The following is a 16,009-nucleotide window of genomic DNA, read 5'->3' as shown; positions in this document are numbered from 1 at the left end:
TTGAGACCACGGAGCAGGCAGTGATTGCCGCATGTTTGAGCAGGTCAGGACGTGCCGATGCCGTAGCGGCGGATCAGATCATCGAGGTAATCGGCGCCCTCGGAGCCGCGAAAGGCGCGCTGCCAAAGCTGTTGCGCGATGGATTCGTGCAGCTCCAGCGCCTCGGGGCCGAGGTGATCAATGCTGCGCCGACGCGCACATTGGGCTGTTCGCCCAGACGGAATGGGCTGATTGCCAGAACCGCGCGATCGGGCTGGCGGAAGATCTGGAAGCTTGTTGCGGGGATGGTCTCGCGCACGATTCCCACCTGCACGCCGATCGGCGGGTCGCGCAGAAGATCGCGGATGGCGCGGGTCTCCGCGAGCGCCTCGCGGCGGCGGCGGGCGATCGTTTCGGGCAAGAGGTCGTGGCGCCCGACGAGGCCGTGCAGCAGGAAGCGCTCGATATCGGCGGAGGAGACGAGGCTCGCGATCAGCGGGCGCTTGCGCCGATAGGCGGCCTTGCGTGCCGCGAGCACGTCCATCAGCGTCTCCACCGCGTTCAGGGCCGGCGCGCGCCCCGACCCGGTCTCGGTGATGCCCTCGATCAGCACCTCGCGCAGGGTGGCGTCATACGTATCGGATGTCAGCAGATAGGAGATCGGGCCGAACAGGCCGACGATCTGGTGGCTGGTTTCTTCCAGCTGGCGCATGCGCTCGAAAAAGGCGATGGCCGTATCGACATATTCGATGCCGACGCCCAATAGAGTGGGCAGCGAGACGCCGAGTACATCGGAGATTCGGGTCAGCGTCTCAATTTTTGGAATTTGCCCCTTCTCGGCCCGGTAGAGCGCCGCGCGCGAGATTCCGAGCCGCCCCGCGAGATCCTCCGGCGCAAGTCCGCGCCCCATGCGAAAGGCCCTGAGCCTCTCGCCGATCTCACTGAAACGGATCGGGGCGGACGATTCCTGCATGGGTTTTCAATAGAGAGCGCCGCTGGCGAAGTCAAAACGCCGCGCCGCGCATCCGGGGGAGGCCCTGCTCGGCATGCGGATTTCTATAAGATTTATATAAAAAGTTAAAATGAATGATAAAAAATCATGCTTGATATAATTAATTTATATTAATATAGTTAATGCATCGTTACGTACGCCCATAGCGTGCCCTTGGGTCTGATTTGTTTTCTGGAGTTTTGATCATGGTGAGTATCGGTCCGCTTTCTCCGTCTCCTGTTTCGCCGCACGCGTCGTCCACGACGGCTTTCAAGCCGGCGGTCCCAACGCCACCGCAAGCACCGACGCAGACCCCGACGGGAACAGGTACCACCGGCACGGGCCCGCTCGCGCCGCATTTCAACGGATCCCGCAACGACGCCGTTGCGGCGATGACGGACCGTGCCCATACGGCCTTGTTCGGCAATCTGGGTCAGCAGGCTCTTGCTGCCGTCACGCGCGGGCCCGATTTCAGCGCCGATCATGCCCTGACGGCGCTTCGCTTCGAAAACCGCGACGCCTTTGCGGAGATGGCCGAACGGCACGACCATGCCGGGCAGCGGCGCATTGCCGGCGAAGTGGCCGAAGTTCTGGTCCAGACTTTCACCCGTGACGGGATCAGCGGTGTCTTCGGCTATCACACGATGTCGCGCGGCCAGCAGGACAGCCTGCTCGCCCACGCCATGGCCGCCGCCCTAGACGAAGACCAGATCATCCGTAGTGAGGATCGGGGCGGGTATATGCCCGCTTCAACGCGGAATCCGCACACGGCCTCACCGCAAACCCCGGAGCGCGATCCGTTCGAACATGCCGTTCCCGATCTCGGCCCGACGACGGGCGGGAGCGAAAATCCCCTGGGCATTTCGCCTCAGAATACCCGGCCCGTCGAGTTCCGAGAGTTTCCGGATCAATCGCCGATACGCGAGACCCCCACACCTTCGCCTGAGCAGGTTGCGGCGGAAGCGGAGCTGGCGCGGGAAGCGCTCCTGCGCGAGGGCGAGGCGGGTGCTCTGCAAGAAGAAGTCGGCGCGATGCACAGGGGACGGCGTGCGGTCATCGTCGAGGGACGCGCGCGTGATGCAATTCGCGACGAAGAGCGTAACCTGCGTGGCGGCGGCGGCCTGAATTTCGAGACCGGACCGCTGACTGATCCGGCCTCCATCGCACAGCTTTTCGGCAATCTGCGTGAGCGCGCCGATGCATCCCGGGCGGATGGTCGGGCGGATATTGCGGACGCGATCATGCGCCAGTTGAGCGAGCGCTATCGCGATTTCGCCGGGCAGGCCGGAGGCGGCGTGCAGGGGCCGGACAGCGTACGCGACGGTTCCGGTGCGGGTGGAGGCCTCCTGCGCGAACTGGAAGAAGCCAGCCGCAGAACCGGCAGGCCGCTTGAGGAGCTCGTGCGCGAACGCGCGGAGGAACTGCGCGCCGCCGGCCAGGGTGAGCAGGCGCTGGAACTGCAGCGGGCCTTCGCACATGCCTATCCGAACCTCGCGGGGCCGACCGGTGGCAGAGCGAATGCACCCGTCGAATCCTCGGCGGAACTCAACCGCATCCGCCAGACCGATCCGCAGGAACTCGCCGGCGAGATCAACGGGGCCGGGGATCTGTCCGGCTATCACGAGGAAGAGTTGAAGGCGATCATGCTGCGTCTGCTCGGCGCGCAATCGGGCAGCGAGGACATCACCGCCGCGCTGGAGCGCATCGGGCGGGCGGCACCGCAGGTCGCGAATGCAATGGCTCAGGAGCGTTTCTCAACGGAGGCCGCACTGATCTTCGAGATGATGAATCTTGCGGAAATCTCGCAGCGGATTGATGAGAAACTGATTGCTATTCTACGGGATCCACAAAGTGCAATCGAGAGCTTTACTCCGGACGAGTCCGCAGCAGTGCAGCGCTTGATGAGCCAGCATTATCCGGAACTGCAGAGTCCTGAAGATATTGCCCGCTTCCTCATCCAGATGTTCGTCAATCCGGTATCGGGGCTGAAGAACGCGAATGCGTTGCCGCTTGTCGCGCAAGAGGGACATCACCTGATTGTGGCCGAGTTTGGCGGCGGAAAATCCGTTAACGAAACGCTGAGCCACAAGCATGGGGACGATTTCATCGCCGGTGGGATGGCCGAGATCGCCCGGGTCGTAACCGAGGCCGGTGGCCAGGTCCTGCACCCTAACGGCGCAACGGCGGTTCTCGTCCTGTCGCCGGATAATGTGGAGGCCACGCTCGAACGTCTCGATGAGGTATTCCGCGATCTTGCGATCGGGACCGGAGATATCGGGCCCGGCGGTGAGGTATTCAAACCGGGTATCGCCTGGTTCGACACGGGGGCGATCACCGATACGAGCATTCCGGCCTTAGAGGAGCAATTTGCGCGCGGACGCAGAGAGATAGACGACGTCAAGGCTGGGCGCGTGGAGGAGGGCCTTTATCCGGCACGTGGCTCAGACGTTTTCGAGCCCTACAACCCTGAAATCCATTCGAATGTCCGTCCGCTGGAAGGAACGGCTGACGTGCCGCCAACGGGTGCGCGAAACGCCCAGAATGAACCTATTCGTCGAGAGTACGATGCGGCGCTCGAAGCCATTCGGGCCATGCCGAACAACGAGCAAGGCTTGCTGACCCAGCGGCTGATCGAGGAGCGTTTTACTCACGCGACCGGCATCTTGAACGGCGCGGCGTCGCTCGAAGCGCCGCGAGATGCCGATGGGCGTGTGCCGGAAGGCTACGTCCACGCGCAGGGTGACATGTCCAAATTGTCGGTGCTGAACAACCAGCTTGGCTGGGATGTGGGTGATGCCGCAATCGGCCACCTTAACGCTGCCCTCGAGGCCGCAGCCGCCGCCTATCCGGACGTTACCTTCCAGAAATATGGCGGCGATGAGTGGGAGGCGATCGGTCCGCGTGACTCTGCGGAAGCAGCGGTTGCGCTGATCCGCCAGTATCTCGCGGATGTGACGATCTCCTTCCCCAATCCGAACAATCCGGCGGAGACCTGGACCCTGCACGGTCTCGGCGTGCAGATCGGTATTCTCGATATCGAGCGGGATTCCCGGACCGGGCGGGCCCCGTCAGATGAGCTTGAGCACACCATGGGGGAAGACAAGGCGCGTCGCGGCTATACGCTCGACATCCGCGACGAACAGGGTCGTCCGGTACAGCCGTGAGCCCGAGTGTGCAGCCAGCCTCTCCCATACGGGCCGGCTGCACACGACCGCATGACGCTGCGCCCCGCCCTGATATCAGGGCGGGGCGGGCGGCGTGAAATCCGGCGCTCCGAGGCCAAACCCGCCATCATCTTCCAGCCCCGGCAACCGCAGATCGTCGAGGCGTTGCTCGACCTCTCCCGCCGTGAGGCCCGGCCCGGTGCGCTGGTAATGGGTCACCATCTGCGGAAAGGCCAGCACGATGGCGATCATGGCGAGCTGGATCAGGACGAAGGGAAAGGCGCCGCGATAGATCGCGAGCGTATCCACCCCTTGCCGCCGCTCCCCCGTCTGCGGATCGGGCCCATCCTTCGCGGGCACCACGGAGCGCAGATAGAACAGGGCGAAGCCGAAGGGTGGTGTCAGGAACGAAGTCTGGAAGGCGAGCGCGAGCAGCACGCCGAGAAAGATCAGATCAACGCCTAAAGCCTGGGCGGGCACGATCAGAAGTGGCACCAGAATGAAGACGATCTCGAAAAAATCGAGAAAGAAGCCGAGCGCGAAGACAAGCAGCGCCACGAAGACGAGAAAGCCCGTCACGCCGCCGGGAAGCATAAGCAGCAGGTCCTTCACCCAGATATGACCGTCGACGCCGTAGAAGGTGAGCGCGAAGACGCGCGCGCCGATCAGGATGAAGATCACGAAGGAGCACAGCTGCAGCGTGCCCTCGCAGGCCGAGCGCAGCAGCGGCAGATCGAGCCGGCGGCGCGCCATTGCGAGGATGAGCGCGCCCAGCGCCCCGAGCGCCCCGCCTTCGGTGGGTGTGGCGATGCCGACGAAGATTGCCCCCAGCACCAGCAGGATCAGCGCCAGCGGCGGCACCAGCGCCAGCAGCACGCGCTCGGCCAGCGGCGCGATCAGGCCGGGCAGGAGATGGCGGCTCACGAGCGCGATGGCGAGGGCCGCAAGCGCGCCGATCGCCCCGCCATAGACGAGCGGTGCACGCGCCACATGCGGTGCAAGCGCCCAGGTCGCGATCAGGGCTGTCGCCGTGGCGATGGCCAGCGTCACGATCAGTGAAACGAGTCCGGTTTCGTCGGAGCGCGCCTCGGGCGGCAGGGCGGGGGCCATTCGCGGGCGGATGAGGCTGATACCGAAGACGTAGAGGGCGTAGGATCCGGCGAGCGCCAGCGCGGGCAGCAGCGCGCCGGCATACATGTCGCCGACGGAGCGCTGCAACTGGTCGGCCAGCACGATCAGCACAAGCGAGGGCGGCATGATCTGCGCGAGCGTCCCGGATGCGGCGATCACCCCGGTGGCGAGGCGCGGATCGTAGCGGTAGCGCAGCATGATCGGCAGCGAGATCAGCCCCATGGCGATGACGGCGGCGGCGATCACGCCCGTGGCGGCGGCAAGCAGGGCGCCGACGACGATGACCGCATAGGCGAGCCCCCCGCGCAACGAACCGAAGAGCTGCCCCATCGTGTCGAGCAGATCCTCCGCCATGCGCGAGCGCTCCAGCACCAGCCCCATGAAGGCGAAGAAGGGGATGGCGAGCAGCGTTTCGTTGGCGAGAACGGCAAAGAGCCGGTCCGGCAGAGCCTGCAGGAAGCCGGGCGGAAACAGATCGAGCCAGATCCCCAGCATCGCATAGGCCAGCCCGAGCGCGGCGAGGGAAAACGCGATCGGGTAGCCCAGGATCATGATCGCGATCAGCGAGCCGAACATGATCGGCGCCAGGTTGGCAATGATGAAGGCTGTCATGACCGGCGTCGTCTCGCCCCTTGCGCCCGCGCCGCGCCGCGCACCGGTCGTGCAGGCGCGAGCGCGCGCTCAACGTGGCGGGGCCGGCGCGGCCCGTCAATCCCCGCGCCGGTCTTCAACCGCCTCAATCCGCCTCAATGCGCCAGCAGAAGGGGGGTGCGTGCATGCTCCATCAGCGTCCGGGTGACGCCGCCGAGCACCCATTCCCGCAGCCGCGAATGGCCGTAGCCGCCGGCCACGATGAGATCGGCATCGCTGCTCCTGGCTTCCGCGAGGATTGCCTCGCCCGGATCCGCGGAGCGCAATTCGTTCAGGGTGACCTTGACGCCGTGGCGATCGAGGTGGCTGGCGAGGCGGGTATCGAGCGTATCCTCCGAGGGGTGTTTCTCGGCGGTGACCACCACCACTTTCGCCGCCTTTTCGAGGAAGGGCATGGCTTCGGCCACGGCGCGTGCGGCCTCCCGGCTGCCATTCCAGCCGATCACGACCGTCTTGATCGGGCCCGGATCCCGCTCCGGCGCCGCCAGCAGGACGGCGCGCCCGCTGCCGAACAGGACGGCCTCGATCAGTCCCGTCCAGCGCGGTGCGGCTTCGGACGGGCGCAGGCCGATGAACAGATCCGCGTGGCGCGTGGCGCGCGCGGCCTGATAGCCCGCCTGGTCGTCGACAGCGTCGATGCGCTGCAGATCATAGGGGAAACGAAGGCCTTCCAGCCTCTTGCGGATCGTCTCTTCGGTGCGGTCTCCCTCGGCGGTGGCGCGCTCGACCAGTTCGGCCATGGCGATCGCGCCGGTGCCGGCTGCATCCGCCGAAATCGAAAAGCCCGGATAGGCATTCACGAACAGCGCCCCGATATGCGCCTTGTAGCGATCGGCCAGCGCTTCCGCGAAACCGAGGCGATGCGTATCATCCGCGCCGCCGTCGAGGTGAACCATCAGATCCTTGAGCATCACGGCAATATCCTTTCATGGCTCGCGCCATCCTCTGCCAGGCGCAGACCCGGCGCCTTGAGATTTCGCAATTTCCGCAAGGCAAAGCAAAAGACCGCCACCTGATGAAGGGTGGCGGCCGTTCTGTGCAAGCCCGTTCAGTGCAAGCCCGTTCAGGCAACATGCGTCAGCGCTGGTGTTCAGGCATCTCGTTCAGCGCTTCCTCGGTCACATCCACATAGAGGCGCAGATCATCGGCGTCGTCATGCAGGATCGTCACCTCGTCGAGGCCGATCGCCACGGTATGCTCGCCGAGCCCGAGGAAGCCGCCGACATCCACGACGACATATTCCAGCTGGTTATCGGCGCCGGCCATGACGTCATCGACATTGCCGACATCCTCGTCGTTCACGTCATACACATTGGCGCCGAGCAACTCATCGACCGAGAAGTTGTCCGCCTCGGCGCGGCCGTAGCCCTCGCGCTGGAGGTCCGGGGCGGTGAACATCTCGCGGCCCTGACGCCATTGCTCTTCACCGGCATCATGGGCGGGGCGCGACTCGGCCATCATGTCTTCGCGTTCCGCGTCCTGCCCGGCGGTTTCGTCCTCGTCGGCCTCCTGCTCAGCGGTTTCCCGATCGGCGAGGCCCGCGCCCTCCGCTTCGTCCCCGGTGCCGTTCATGACCGTGAGATTCTCGAAGGCCTCACGGTCGAATTCAGGCGCCTCTTCCAGCGACTGCACGTCGATTTGCGCCAGCACCATCACGCTTTCCGGATCATCGGCATCGCGGGCAAAACCGAGCTGGTCGAGGCCGAGCACCACTTCGCGCTCACCGATTCCGAGAAAGCCGCCGACACCGACGATGATGCCGCGGATATTGCCATCGCGATCGATCAGCACGTCCTGAACGCCGCCGATCTCCTCGAGATTCTCGCGCTCATCCGCATTGATCATGCGCACGGCACGCATGTCCGTGCTCCCGGCATCACTGCTCATTGCAAGATCGTCACCATGAGCAAGGACTGAAGCTTCCATGATTTCGCTGGCGAGCACATCAGCTTCATGTGCTGTTTCGATGAACGTGGCCATGGAGCGCGTTTCATCAGTCATCTGAGCGTCATTATTTGAAGTCTGCCCGATTGCAGGCATACTGACCAATAGAGCAATGGCAGACGTAGCGATAAGATGTTTCATGTTGCACCTCCTGATGCTAATTTTTCAGAAACGACGCTTGTCATTCTGTATTCGGAGGGACAACAGCCGGTCGAACATTCTGTTCCAGATAATTCTACGGCCAAGTTTGCTTTTATTTATATGAAAATTGCAAGAAACGATTTCATGGCGCAAATATCTGGCCATTCAGTTTCTGATTGTGCGCAACCAAACTGACATGCAGACGGGACTGCTCAATCGTCACCCGGCAGGTCCAGCCCGGCATTGCGCGCATAGACCTTGGCCACGGCGGCATCGTCCTCGCGACCGAGCCCGGAGCCGGATGCGGCGAGGAATTGCTGCAGGGCGGCGGCGGTGAGCGGTGCGGAGAATTTCGCGCCGCGCGCGATCTCGAGCACGATGCCGAGATCCTTGGGCCAGATATCGACGGCGGAATGGGGCGTATAATCACCCGCGACGATATGGGGCGCACGATTCTCGAACATCCACGAGGTGCCGGCGCATTGCGGGATCACCTCCAGCGTCTTCTGCGGGGAGATCCCCTGCGTCATGCCGAAGGTGACCGCCTCGGCCATGGCCGCGATATGCACGCCGGCGAGCATCTGGTTGATCGCCTTCATTGCCGAACCGGCTCCGGGCTCGGGCCCGAGATCGAACACGGTCTCGGCAACCGCATCGAGAACAGGCTTTGCCGCAGCAAAGGCCTCCGGGCTTCCCGACGCCATTACCGAGAGCGCCCCGCGTGCCGCCTTGGCGGCGCCGCCGGAAATCGGCGCGTCGAGATAATGCAGGCCGCATTCGCTGCAGCGCGTGGCGAGAGCGCGGGCCTGGTCGGGAGCGATGGTCGGGCAGGCGATGATCACCGCGCCCGGGCGCAGATGTGCGGCGATGCCGTCCGCGCCGAACAGCACCGCTTCGAGCTGCGCGGCATTGAGCACGACAATTACCGCCGCATCCGCCTGCGCGCCCGCTTCCGCAATACCGGCCCGCCGCCCGCCCTCGCCGACGAGCTTCCCGACGGGACCGGGGGCCACGTCGAAGCCGAAGACGGTAGCGCCGGCACGGATCAGCGTCGCGGCCATGCCGTAGCCCATGGAGCCGAGGCCGAAAAAGGCGATGGTCTGATCGGAAAGGCGCATGGCGGGGCTCCCGGCGATTGTCGAAGACGTTTCTGCGATTGTTTCATGCTGCGCCTGCGCTTTGAAGCCGTGCAGATCGCCTTTGCCCCTTTGGGCTTTCACGGATGCTGCGGTGCACAACCCGGGCGCGAAATTCATGCGCCGCAGCATTGACAGCGTTCAAGCCGCGCCGGTACTTTTCTCCCGTGCCGGCGATGCGATCCGATCGGCGCGCACAATGTTTCGCAAAACAAGGCCAACAAAACCCGCAAGCGAAACAGGCAGGCCCGGCGCGGCAGCGAACCGGGCGGTTTCGGGCAGGACGCTGACGCGCGATGATCCTCTACACATACGATCCCTGGCTGGTGCTGGCATCGGTTGCCATCTCGATGATGGCGGCCTTTACCGGGCTGACCCTGACGCAGGGTCTGTCGCGCCTGACGAAGGGTCAGCGTCAGGCGCGGATCGTGATGGCGGCGATTGCGCTCGGCGGCGGCATCTGGTCGATGCATTTCGTCGCCATGCTGTCGATGCGCTTTCCGGTTCTGGTCCATTACGACATCCTGCCGACGACCGCCTCCGCCCTGATCGCGATCCTGCTGGCGGGAATCGCGCTGCTGCTGATGCATTTCGGTCCCCGCACGCACGCACGCATGGGGCTCGCCGGCGCGATCCTCGGCACCGGCATCGTGACGATGCATTATGTCGGCATCAACGCCATCGAGGGCTGCCGGCCGGTCTATGAGCCGGCCGGATTCGTCATCGTCGGCCTGATCGCGGCCGGGATGGGGGCGGCGGCGATCGGCATCGCCTATGGTCGGCGCACGCGGCGCAACACGTTGCTTGCCACCCTCGTTTTCGGTGCCAGCGTGGTGGTGGTGCATTTCTCGGCGATGAACTGGACCGATTTCGTGGAGGTGAGCCGCGCCGCCTTCGACGCGCCCGCGCTCGCCAATGCCCAGATCGCCCTGATCGTGCTTCTCGCCGGATTCGTGATCTCCGGCGCCTTCCTGCTCACGGCGGCGAGCCTGCTCGACGGCCCGGCGGAGGCGGTCGCTGCGGTGGAAGCGATGCCAGAGGATACGCCTCCTGCGGTGCCCGCCGCGCCGCCTGATCCAGCCTCCAAAGAGGGGGAGCCGGCGCCGCCCCGGATCGAGAAGCCGCACGATCCTGCACCGGCGGCGCAATCTTCCGCTTCCATACGTGTGCCTTATGAGAAAGACGGGACGACCTTCTTCGTGCCCGCAGGCGAAGTCTTCGCCCTGCGGGCGGAGGGGCATTATTCCATCGTCTACATCGCCTCCGGGCGGGTCTTCTGTCCGTGGTCGATCTCGGAGGCGCAAAAGCGCCTGCCGGCCCAGTTCCTGCGCGTACACCGGTCCTATCTGGTCAACGCCGCCCGCGTCGCGGGTTTCCAGAGGCGCAAGGATAACGGCTATTGCCTGCTTGACGGCAGCCCCTCTCTCGACCGCGTCCCCGTCGCTCGTTCACGCATTCCGGAATTGCGTGCGGCGCTTGGGTTGACCTGACCTTTTCGCGCGCCGGATCGCGCGCTGCATGCCCGGCGCGCGATTGGGCCGTCAGCGCTGCGCCTCCTCCGACCCGGGATCGTCGCGGGTTGCCACGCGACTGGGGAGAATCAGGATCGCGGCGAGTTGCAGTCCGGCCAGCGTGCCGAAGACGGCGCGGTGGGCGAAGACGCGGTCCGCCCCCTCCCAGGGATCGAGCAGCACGCCGACGAGCCATTGCAGCAGGAAGGCGCTCGAAAAGACCAGCATGTTCACGGAAGTCGAGACCCGCCCGCCCAGTTCCGGCGGGAAGGCCGCGTTGAGAACCGCGAAATAGAGCATGCTGCTCAAACCGAAAAAGGCGAAAGCCGTCCACAGGGCGATCTCGGGCACCGGCAATCCGAAGACGAGCGCCGCCTGCACCGCGATGAAGGCGAGCGAAAAGCCGAGTGCCGTGCGCAGAACAGGCACGCCGCGCTGGCGCAGCCGGTCGGCGATCAGCCCGGTTCCGAGTGAACCGAAGATGATCCCCGTCGTCGCGATTCCGAGAATCGCCGCGACATCGGCGGCGGGTACCCCGGCGACATCGCGCATCCAGATCGCGGCCCAGAGTCCGTGATAGGCCAGAAACGTCGCCTGGCTCAGCACCACGAGGGGCGCGATACGCAGAAAGACCGGCGAGCGAAAGATGCGCGCTGCGCCGCGAATCGCCGCGCCCCAGCTCTCCGACTGGCCCGCTTTTGCGTGACGCGGCCCCACTGCGAAGAGCAGGACGGCGACCGCAACCGTCATCACCGCGAGCGCAGTGAAGATCATGCGCCAATCCGTCACCGTCAGCGCGATCTGCACGGGCGTCGTCGCGGCGATGGCGCCGAGACCACCCATCGCGATGATGATCCCGTTGGCCAGCGGCAGACGGGCGGCGGGAAACCATTGCACATTGGCCTTGAGCGCCGCCATCAGGCAGGCCGAGACGCCGAGCCCGATCAGACCGCGTCCGATGGCCAGCGCCGTGATCGAATCGGCCATGGCGAAGACGAGTGCACCCCCGGCGGCGACGACCAGCAGGGCGGCCTCGACGATGCGCGGGCCATAGCGATCAAGCAGGATGCCCAGCGGTATCTGGAAGAGCGCGAAGGTGAGGAAATAGGCGCTCGTGACCAGGCCGAGATCGCCCGGGGTGAGATCGAGCGACGCTGCGATTTCCGACCCTGCGACGGCATTCACGGTGCGATAGAGGAAGCTGAAGAAATAGGCGATGCCGAAGGGCAGCAGGATCCGCCCGATCAGGGCAGCCGTACTCGTTCCGCCGGACGGGGGCGTGATCGCGGGCATGTGCGCCCTCCCTGTTCGCCGCCTGGTTGGAATTGCTGTATCATGCGCGATACGCCACCCGGTTGCGACATGCCGGGCCGGCAGCATGGATATTCCCGCTGGCAGCCTGGTGCAAGGCTGCCCGCCGCGCGCAGGTGCCGATTCCCTTCGGGCCGCTTCGCGCGTGTGGTTTTGCGGCGCGGTGGCCGGTCATGTATGGAGGTGACCGGTGGCGGTGATCGTGCGCGCGGTTTCACCTCACCCTTGATCCCTCCCCTGAGGCGAGGGAAACCGGTCGGGCCCTTCATGACGGGGATGGAAATGGCATGAACCGCTTCGATGACGGCGAGGAATCCGGCGCACATCGCCCGCACACGGCGTTGACAACCTATCGGGCCATGTTCGATGCCGAGCATGAGGAGGCTATTGACGAACTCGCGCGGCCCGCAGTGGCGCTGTTTTCTTCCGGCGTGATCGCGGGGATGTGTGCCGGCATCAGCGTGCTGCTGCTCGGGATGATCGTCGGCGCATATGGCGGCATGATCGGCGAGCCGCTGCAACGGCTGCTCTTCGGCTGCGCCTATGCCGTGGGCTTCATCATTGCCATTATGGGGCGCACCGATCTCTATACGGAATATACCACCATCGCGATCTTCCCGGTCCTGACCGGTGAGCGCGGCGTCGGCACGCTGTTGCGGTTATGGGGACTGGTGCTCGGCGGCAATCTCGCCGGCGGCTTCGTGCTTGCACTCTTCATCACCGCCATGGCCCCGGCACTGAGGATCGCCGACCTCGATGATTTCGTGCTTTTTGCCGTCTATCTCGGAGCTTATCCGCTCGGCGTGATCGCCTTGAGCGCGGTGCTGGCCGGATGGCTGATGGGGTTGCTCTCCTGGCTGATTGCGGGCGGGCGCGATTCGACCAGCCAGTTTCTCTTCATCTCGGTGATCGGCGTCACGATCGGCGCCCTTGGTCTGCATCATTCGGTTACGACGTCGATTGCGCTGTTTGCCGGGATGATCTCGGATTCGCCGATGGGCTGGCTGCGGGCAGCAAGTGTCTTTGCCGCGATCGTCATCGGCAACGCGATCGGCGGGCTTATCTTCGCCGTGCTGGTGCGCGAGGGGGTCAAGCTCGACGTGCGCGCGGGCCGTGAGCGCGATCGCTGAATCGGAAGACGCCTCAGAATTTCCCCGGGCGCACCACCTCGACCTTGCTCTTCAGCAGGACCGAGCCGTAAGCCTCCAGGACCGGCGAGAGCTCACGGGTGAAGGCCTCGGCCTTCTCGCGATTGCACACGGTGGTGAAGAGCACCTTCGAGGCGGCCCCCGTCACCTGGTCATCGCGCCAGCGCCCGCTGCGCCCGGAGCCGCTGAGCGTGGGCAATACGGTCCAGCCGGTGAGGCCGTGGCGTTCAGCGGCTTCCTCGACCCGCCGCACCAGCGGCGAATCGAGCAGGATTTCGACCTTGATACGCTCGAGATCCACGGGATCCGGGTCGCTCATCACACCACCTGCGTCGCGAGGAAGACGAAATACGGTATGCCGATGGTGATGTTGAACGGAAAGGTCACCGCCAGCGACATGGCAAGATACAGCCCCGGATCGGCCTGGGGAAGAGCCAGCCGCATCGCCGCCGGCACGGCGATATAGGAAGCACTTGCCGCCAGCATGCCGAGCGCCGCTGCGCTGCCCGTATCGAGCCCGATCAGCGCGCCGATCAGCACGCCGATCGTGCCGTTGATCACGGGGAAGATGATTCCCAGCCCGGCCAGCCGCCAGGTCAGCGCTCGCGATTCGCGCAGGCGGCGTATGGCGACGAGGCCCATATCGAGCAGGAAGAGGCAGAGCATGCCCGTGAAGATATCCTGAAACAGGGGCGCGATCGGCGCAAACCCGTCCGTCCCCGCGATCAGCCCGATGATGAAGGAGCCCATCAGCAGAACCACCGAGCCGTTCAGAAGCGTCTCGTGCAAGAGCCCGTTCCCGGACTGGACCTGCACGCCGCCGCCGCGCCGGGCGAGCATCAGCCCGACGATGATGGCCGGCGTCTCCATCAGGGCGAGCACGGCGACCATGTAGCCCGCCGGCGGCATCCCGCCCGAGCCGAGCACCTGCGATCCGGCGACGAAGGTCACCACGCTGACGGAGCCGTAATGCGCCGCGACCGCTGCTGCATTCACGGTATCGAGCCGCCCGATCCGCTTCAGGGCGAGAAACAGCGGTATCGGAATCAGGAAGGAGAGAACAAGCCCTGCCAGGGCCGCCAGAGCCATGTCCGGCGTGAAACCGCTCTGCGAAACCTCGACGCCACCCTTCAGGCCGATCGCGGCCATCAGATAGAGCGAGATCCCCTTGGCAACCGCCTCCGGTATCGCCAGGTCCGATCGCAAAGCCGCTGCCAGCGCCCCCAGTATGAAGAACAGGATGACTGGAGAGAGCAGCGTTTCGAAACCGGCAGGCATCAGCGTCCTTGACCCTTGCAGTGAGCGTCGCGCGTGGATAGGCCCTGATCAGCAGTCGCGCAAGGCTGTTTTCGCAATTCCACACCGGAAATCCGTGTTCAGGCTTCGGGAGGCAGAACGCTGCTCCAGGTTGTCGCCCGATCATAGGCGTGAGCGATTTCGAGCAGGGCGCGCTCCCCGTGATTGGGCCCCCAGATCTGCATCCCCATGGGCAGGCCGGCCTCACTGAAACCGACCGGCACGCTGATTGCCGGACAGCCCGACATGGTCACGGGCACCACCACCTCCATCCAGCGGTGATAGCTGTCCATCTCCCGCCCGCCGACCCTGCGCGGCCAGGTCTCTTCGATGGCGAAGGGGAAGACCTGGGCGGTGGGGAGCAGCAGGAAGTCAAAGCGCTCGAACAGGTTGCGCACATACTGGTACCAGGCACTGCGCCGCGTCGAGGCTGCCGTGATATCGAAGACGCCGAGCTTCAGCCCGTTCTCGATCTCCCAGACGGCCTCGGGCTTCAGCTGGTCCCGGCGCGACCGATCCTGATAGAGCGGCAGCAGGCCGGCGCCGACCTGCCAGTGCCGCAAGGTGCAGAAGGCCTGCCAGACATCCCCCATGTCGTAATCGACCGAAACCGCCTCGACATGGCAGCCGAGATTCTCGAAGACCGGCAGCGCCGCCTCGCAGAGTGCAATGATCCCCGGCTCGAAAGGCAGCCTCCCGTCGAGATCGCCCAGCCAGCCGATGCGCAGCCCCGATACGTCCCGATCGAGCGGGGCGGCGAATTCCGCGCCGTCGCCGTCGAGGCCGAGCGGCTGGCGCGGATCGTAACCCGCCTGCACCGCCAGCAATTGCGCCAGATCGGCGACATTGCGCGCCATCGGCCCGTTCACGCTCATGCCGGGCAGGAAGACATCCTCGGTATTGGCGGGAACGCGCCCGAAACCGGGCCGTAGACCGTAGACGTTGTTGAAGGCGCCGGGATTGCGTAGCGACCCGCCGAAATCACTGCCATCAGCCACCGGCAGCAGCCGCGCCGCCAGTGCCACCGCCGCACCGCCGCTCGAGCCGCCTGCGGTATGGGCGGGGCTCCAGGCGTTGGCAGTGGGGCCAAAGACAGGGTTGTAGGTATTGGAGCCGAGCCCGAATTCCGGCACGTTGGTCTTGCCGATGATGATCGCGCCCGCATCACGCATGCGTGCGACATAAGACGCGTCGCTGTTTGCGACATTCTCCTTCAGGAGCGGCGAGCCCCTGGTGGTGGGCAGGCCGGCCGCATCGGCGAGGTCCTTGATCGCCTGGGGAAAGCCGTGCATCCAGCCGCGCGACTGGTCCGCAGCGAGTTCATCATCGCGCTCTCGCGCCTCGCGCATCAGTTCCTCGCGCGGGCGCAGCGAGACGATGGCGTTCAGCTTCGGATTGAGCGCATTGATGCGGTCGAGATAGGCCGCCATCACCTCGGTGCAGGAGAAATCGCGGGCATGGATCGCGCGTGACAGCGCGACGGCGTCCATCATCGGAATGTCGGCAGGCTGGCTCATCGGGAATCTCCACAGGCGAGGAGGCTCCAGAGTGTCCGCGCGCGGCCCGGTTTGGAAGCGCTGCCCCCGCAAGCCCGGATGCGCGCCCG

14 protein-coding genes are annotated in these 16,009 nt (G+C 65.1%); 3 read left to right on the top strand and 11 right to left on the bottom strand.

What is annotated here, in order from left to right; translation table 11 throughout:
- Window positions 1–73: 73 nt before the first annotated feature.
- The 3 genes from GA0071312_RS15885 to GA0071312_RS19745 all read right to left on the bottom strand — a co-directional run bounded on the left by GA0071312_RS15885 (window position 74) and on the right by GA0071312_RS19745 (window position 2,448).
- Window positions 74–952, bottom strand: coding sequence for a helix-turn-helix domain-containing protein (locus tag GA0071312_RS15885; RefSeq protein ID WP_238947254.1), 879 nt, complete (start codon window positions 950–952; stop codon window positions 74–76).
- 158 nt (window positions 953–1,110) lie between these two features.
- Window positions 1,111–1,650, bottom strand: a complete 540-nt coding sequence (locus GA0071312_RS19750) for a hypothetical protein (RefSeq protein WP_131817842.1) — start codon at window positions 1,648–1,650, stop codon at window positions 1,111–1,113.
- A 93-nt stretch (window positions 1,651–1,743) separates the two neighbouring features.
- Window positions 1,744–2,448, bottom strand: a complete 705-nt coding sequence (locus GA0071312_RS19745; RefSeq protein WP_131817841.1) for a hypothetical protein — start codon at window positions 2,446–2,448, stop codon at window positions 1,744–1,746.
- On the opposite strand from GA0071312_RS19745, the gene GA0071312_RS19740 reads away from it, so the two are divergent.
- A complete protein-coding gene (locus GA0071312_RS19740) occupies window positions 2,371–4,134 on the top strand; it encodes a hypothetical protein (protein ID WP_131817840.1) in 1,764 nt (587 codons plus the stop codon). The two genes, GA0071312_RS19745 and GA0071312_RS19740, sit on opposite strands and share 78 nt — an antisense overlap.
- 75 nt (window positions 4,135–4,209) lie before the next feature.
- Here the strand turns inward: GA0071312_RS19740 and GA0071312_RS15875 are convergent, their stop codons facing one another.
- The 4 genes from GA0071312_RS15875 to ltnD form a co-directional block, all read right to left on the bottom strand.
- On the bottom strand, window positions 4,210–5,877 hold the full coding sequence (locus tag GA0071312_RS15875) for a TRAP transporter large permease (RefSeq protein ID WP_074445756.1): 1,668 nt from the start codon (window positions 5,875–5,877) through the stop codon (window positions 4,210–4,212).
- 134 nt (window positions 5,878–6,011) lie between these two features.
- Window positions 6,012–6,827: a universal stress protein gene (locus tag GA0071312_RS15870; RefSeq protein ID WP_074445755.1), complete on the bottom strand. Its 816-nt coding sequence runs from the start codon at window positions 6,825–6,827 to the stop codon at window positions 6,012–6,014.
- A gap of 166 nt (window positions 6,828–6,993) precedes the next feature.
- On the bottom strand, window positions 6,994–7,917 hold the full coding sequence (locus GA0071312_RS15865; RefSeq protein ID WP_074445754.1) for a PRC-barrel domain-containing protein: 924 nt from the start codon (window positions 7,915–7,917) through the stop codon (window positions 6,994–6,996).
- A 296-nt stretch (window positions 7,918–8,213) separates the two neighbouring features.
- Complete coding sequence (gene ltnD / locus GA0071312_RS15860; protein ID WP_074446262.1) at window positions 8,214–9,119, bottom strand: L-threonate dehydrogenase; 906 nt, start codon at window positions 9,117–9,119, stop codon at window positions 8,214–8,216.
- 314 nt (window positions 9,120–9,433) lie between these two features.
- On the opposite strand from ltnD, the gene GA0071312_RS15855 reads away from it, so the two are divergent.
- The gene (locus GA0071312_RS15855) at window positions 9,434–10,627 is read left to right on the top strand and encodes an MHYT domain-containing protein (protein WP_074445753.1); all 1,194 of its coding nucleotides are present in this window, start codon (window positions 9,434–9,436) and stop codon (window positions 10,625–10,627) included.
- Between the two features lie 51 nt (window positions 10,628–10,678).
- Here GA0071312_RS15855 and GA0071312_RS15850 read toward each other — a convergent pair whose 3' ends face one another.
- Window positions 10,679–11,941 carry an MFS transporter gene (locus tag GA0071312_RS15850; protein ID WP_074445752.1) on the bottom strand — a complete coding sequence of 421 codons (1,263 nt, stop codon included), beginning with the start codon at window positions 11,939–11,941 and terminating at the stop codon, window positions 10,679–10,681.
- A gap of 305 nt (window positions 11,942–12,246) precedes the next feature.
- Here GA0071312_RS15850 and GA0071312_RS15845 point away from each other — a divergent pair, with 305 nt between their 5' ends.
- A complete protein-coding gene (locus GA0071312_RS15845; RefSeq protein WP_074445751.1) occupies window positions 12,247–13,089 on the top strand; it encodes a formate/nitrite transporter family protein in 843 nt (280 codons plus the stop codon).
- Between the two features lie 13 nt (window positions 13,090–13,102).
- Here the strand turns inward: GA0071312_RS15845 and GA0071312_RS15840 are convergent, their stop codons facing one another.
- From GA0071312_RS15840 to GA0071312_RS15830, 3 genes are all read right to left on the bottom strand, one after another.
- On the bottom strand, window positions 13,103–13,426 hold the full coding sequence (locus GA0071312_RS15840; RefSeq protein ID WP_074445750.1) for a DUF190 domain-containing protein: 324 nt from the start codon (window positions 13,424–13,426) through the stop codon (window positions 13,103–13,105).
- Entirely contained in the window at window positions 13,426–14,385 is a 960-nt protein-coding gene (locus GA0071312_RS15835; RefSeq protein ID WP_074445749.1) for a sodium-dependent bicarbonate transport family permease, read from the bottom strand. Before GA0071312_RS15835 ends, GA0071312_RS15840 begins: the two co-directional genes overlap by 1 nt.
- Window positions 14,386–14,483: 98 nt before the next feature.
- A complete protein-coding gene (locus GA0071312_RS15830; protein ID WP_074445748.1) occupies window positions 14,484–15,920 on the bottom strand; it encodes an amidase in 1,437 nt (478 codons plus the stop codon).
- Window positions 15,921–16,009 lie beyond the last annotated feature (89 nt).

Source organism: Saliniramus fredricksonii (assembly GCF_900094735.1).
In the GTDB taxonomy this organism is placed as follows: Bacteria; Pseudomonadota; Alphaproteobacteria; order Rhizobiales; family Beijerinckiaceae; genus Saliniramus; species Saliniramus fredricksonii.
Note: the sequence above shows the minus strand (reverse complement) of the source record. Positions and strands in the feature narration are given on the sequence as shown.

Coding starts and splice junctions, on each gene's coding strand:
- GA0071312_RS15885 (WP_238947254.1), bottom strand. CDS start 952: ATGCAGGAATCGTCCGCCCCGATCCGTTTCAGTGAGATCGGCGAGAGG.
- GA0071312_RS19745 (WP_131817841.1), bottom strand. CDS start 2,448: ATGTGCGAAGGCCCGCTGCAGTTCCAGCGCCTGCTCACCCTGGCCGGC.
- GA0071312_RS15875 (WP_074445756.1), bottom strand. CDS start 5,877: ATGACAGCCTTCATCATTGCCAACCTGGCGCCGATCATGTTCGGCTCG.
- GA0071312_RS15870 (WP_074445755.1), bottom strand. CDS start 6,827: ATGCTCAAGGATCTGATGGTTCACCTCGACGGCGGCGCGGATGATACG.
- GA0071312_RS15865 (WP_074445754.1), bottom strand. CDS start 7,917: ATGACTGATGAAACGCGCTCCATGGCCACGTTCATCGAAACAGCACAT.
- ltnD (WP_074446262.1), bottom strand. CDS start 9,119: ATGCGCCTTTCCGATCAGACCATCGCCTTTTTCGGCCTCGGCTCCATG.
- GA0071312_RS15855 (WP_074445753.1), top strand. CDS start 9,434: ATGATCCTCTACACATACGATCCCTGGCTGGTGCTGGCATCGGTTGCC.
- GA0071312_RS15850 (WP_074445752.1), bottom strand. CDS start 11,941: ATGCCCGCGATCACGCCCCCGTCCGGCGGAACGAGTACGGCTGCCCTG.
- GA0071312_RS15845 (WP_074445751.1), top strand. CDS start 12,247: ATGAACCGCTTCGATGACGGCGAGGAATCCGGCGCACATCGCCCGCAC.
- GA0071312_RS15840 (WP_074445750.1), bottom strand. CDS start 13,426: ATGAGCGACCCGGATCCCGTGGATCTCGAGCGTATCAAGGTCGAAATC.
- GA0071312_RS15835 (WP_074445749.1), bottom strand. CDS start 14,385: ATGCCTGCCGGTTTCGAAACGCTGCTCTCTCCAGTCATCCTGTTCTTC.
- GA0071312_RS15830 (WP_074445748.1), bottom strand. CDS start 15,920: ATGAGCCAGCCTGCCGACATTCCGATGATGGACGCCGTCGCGCTGTCA.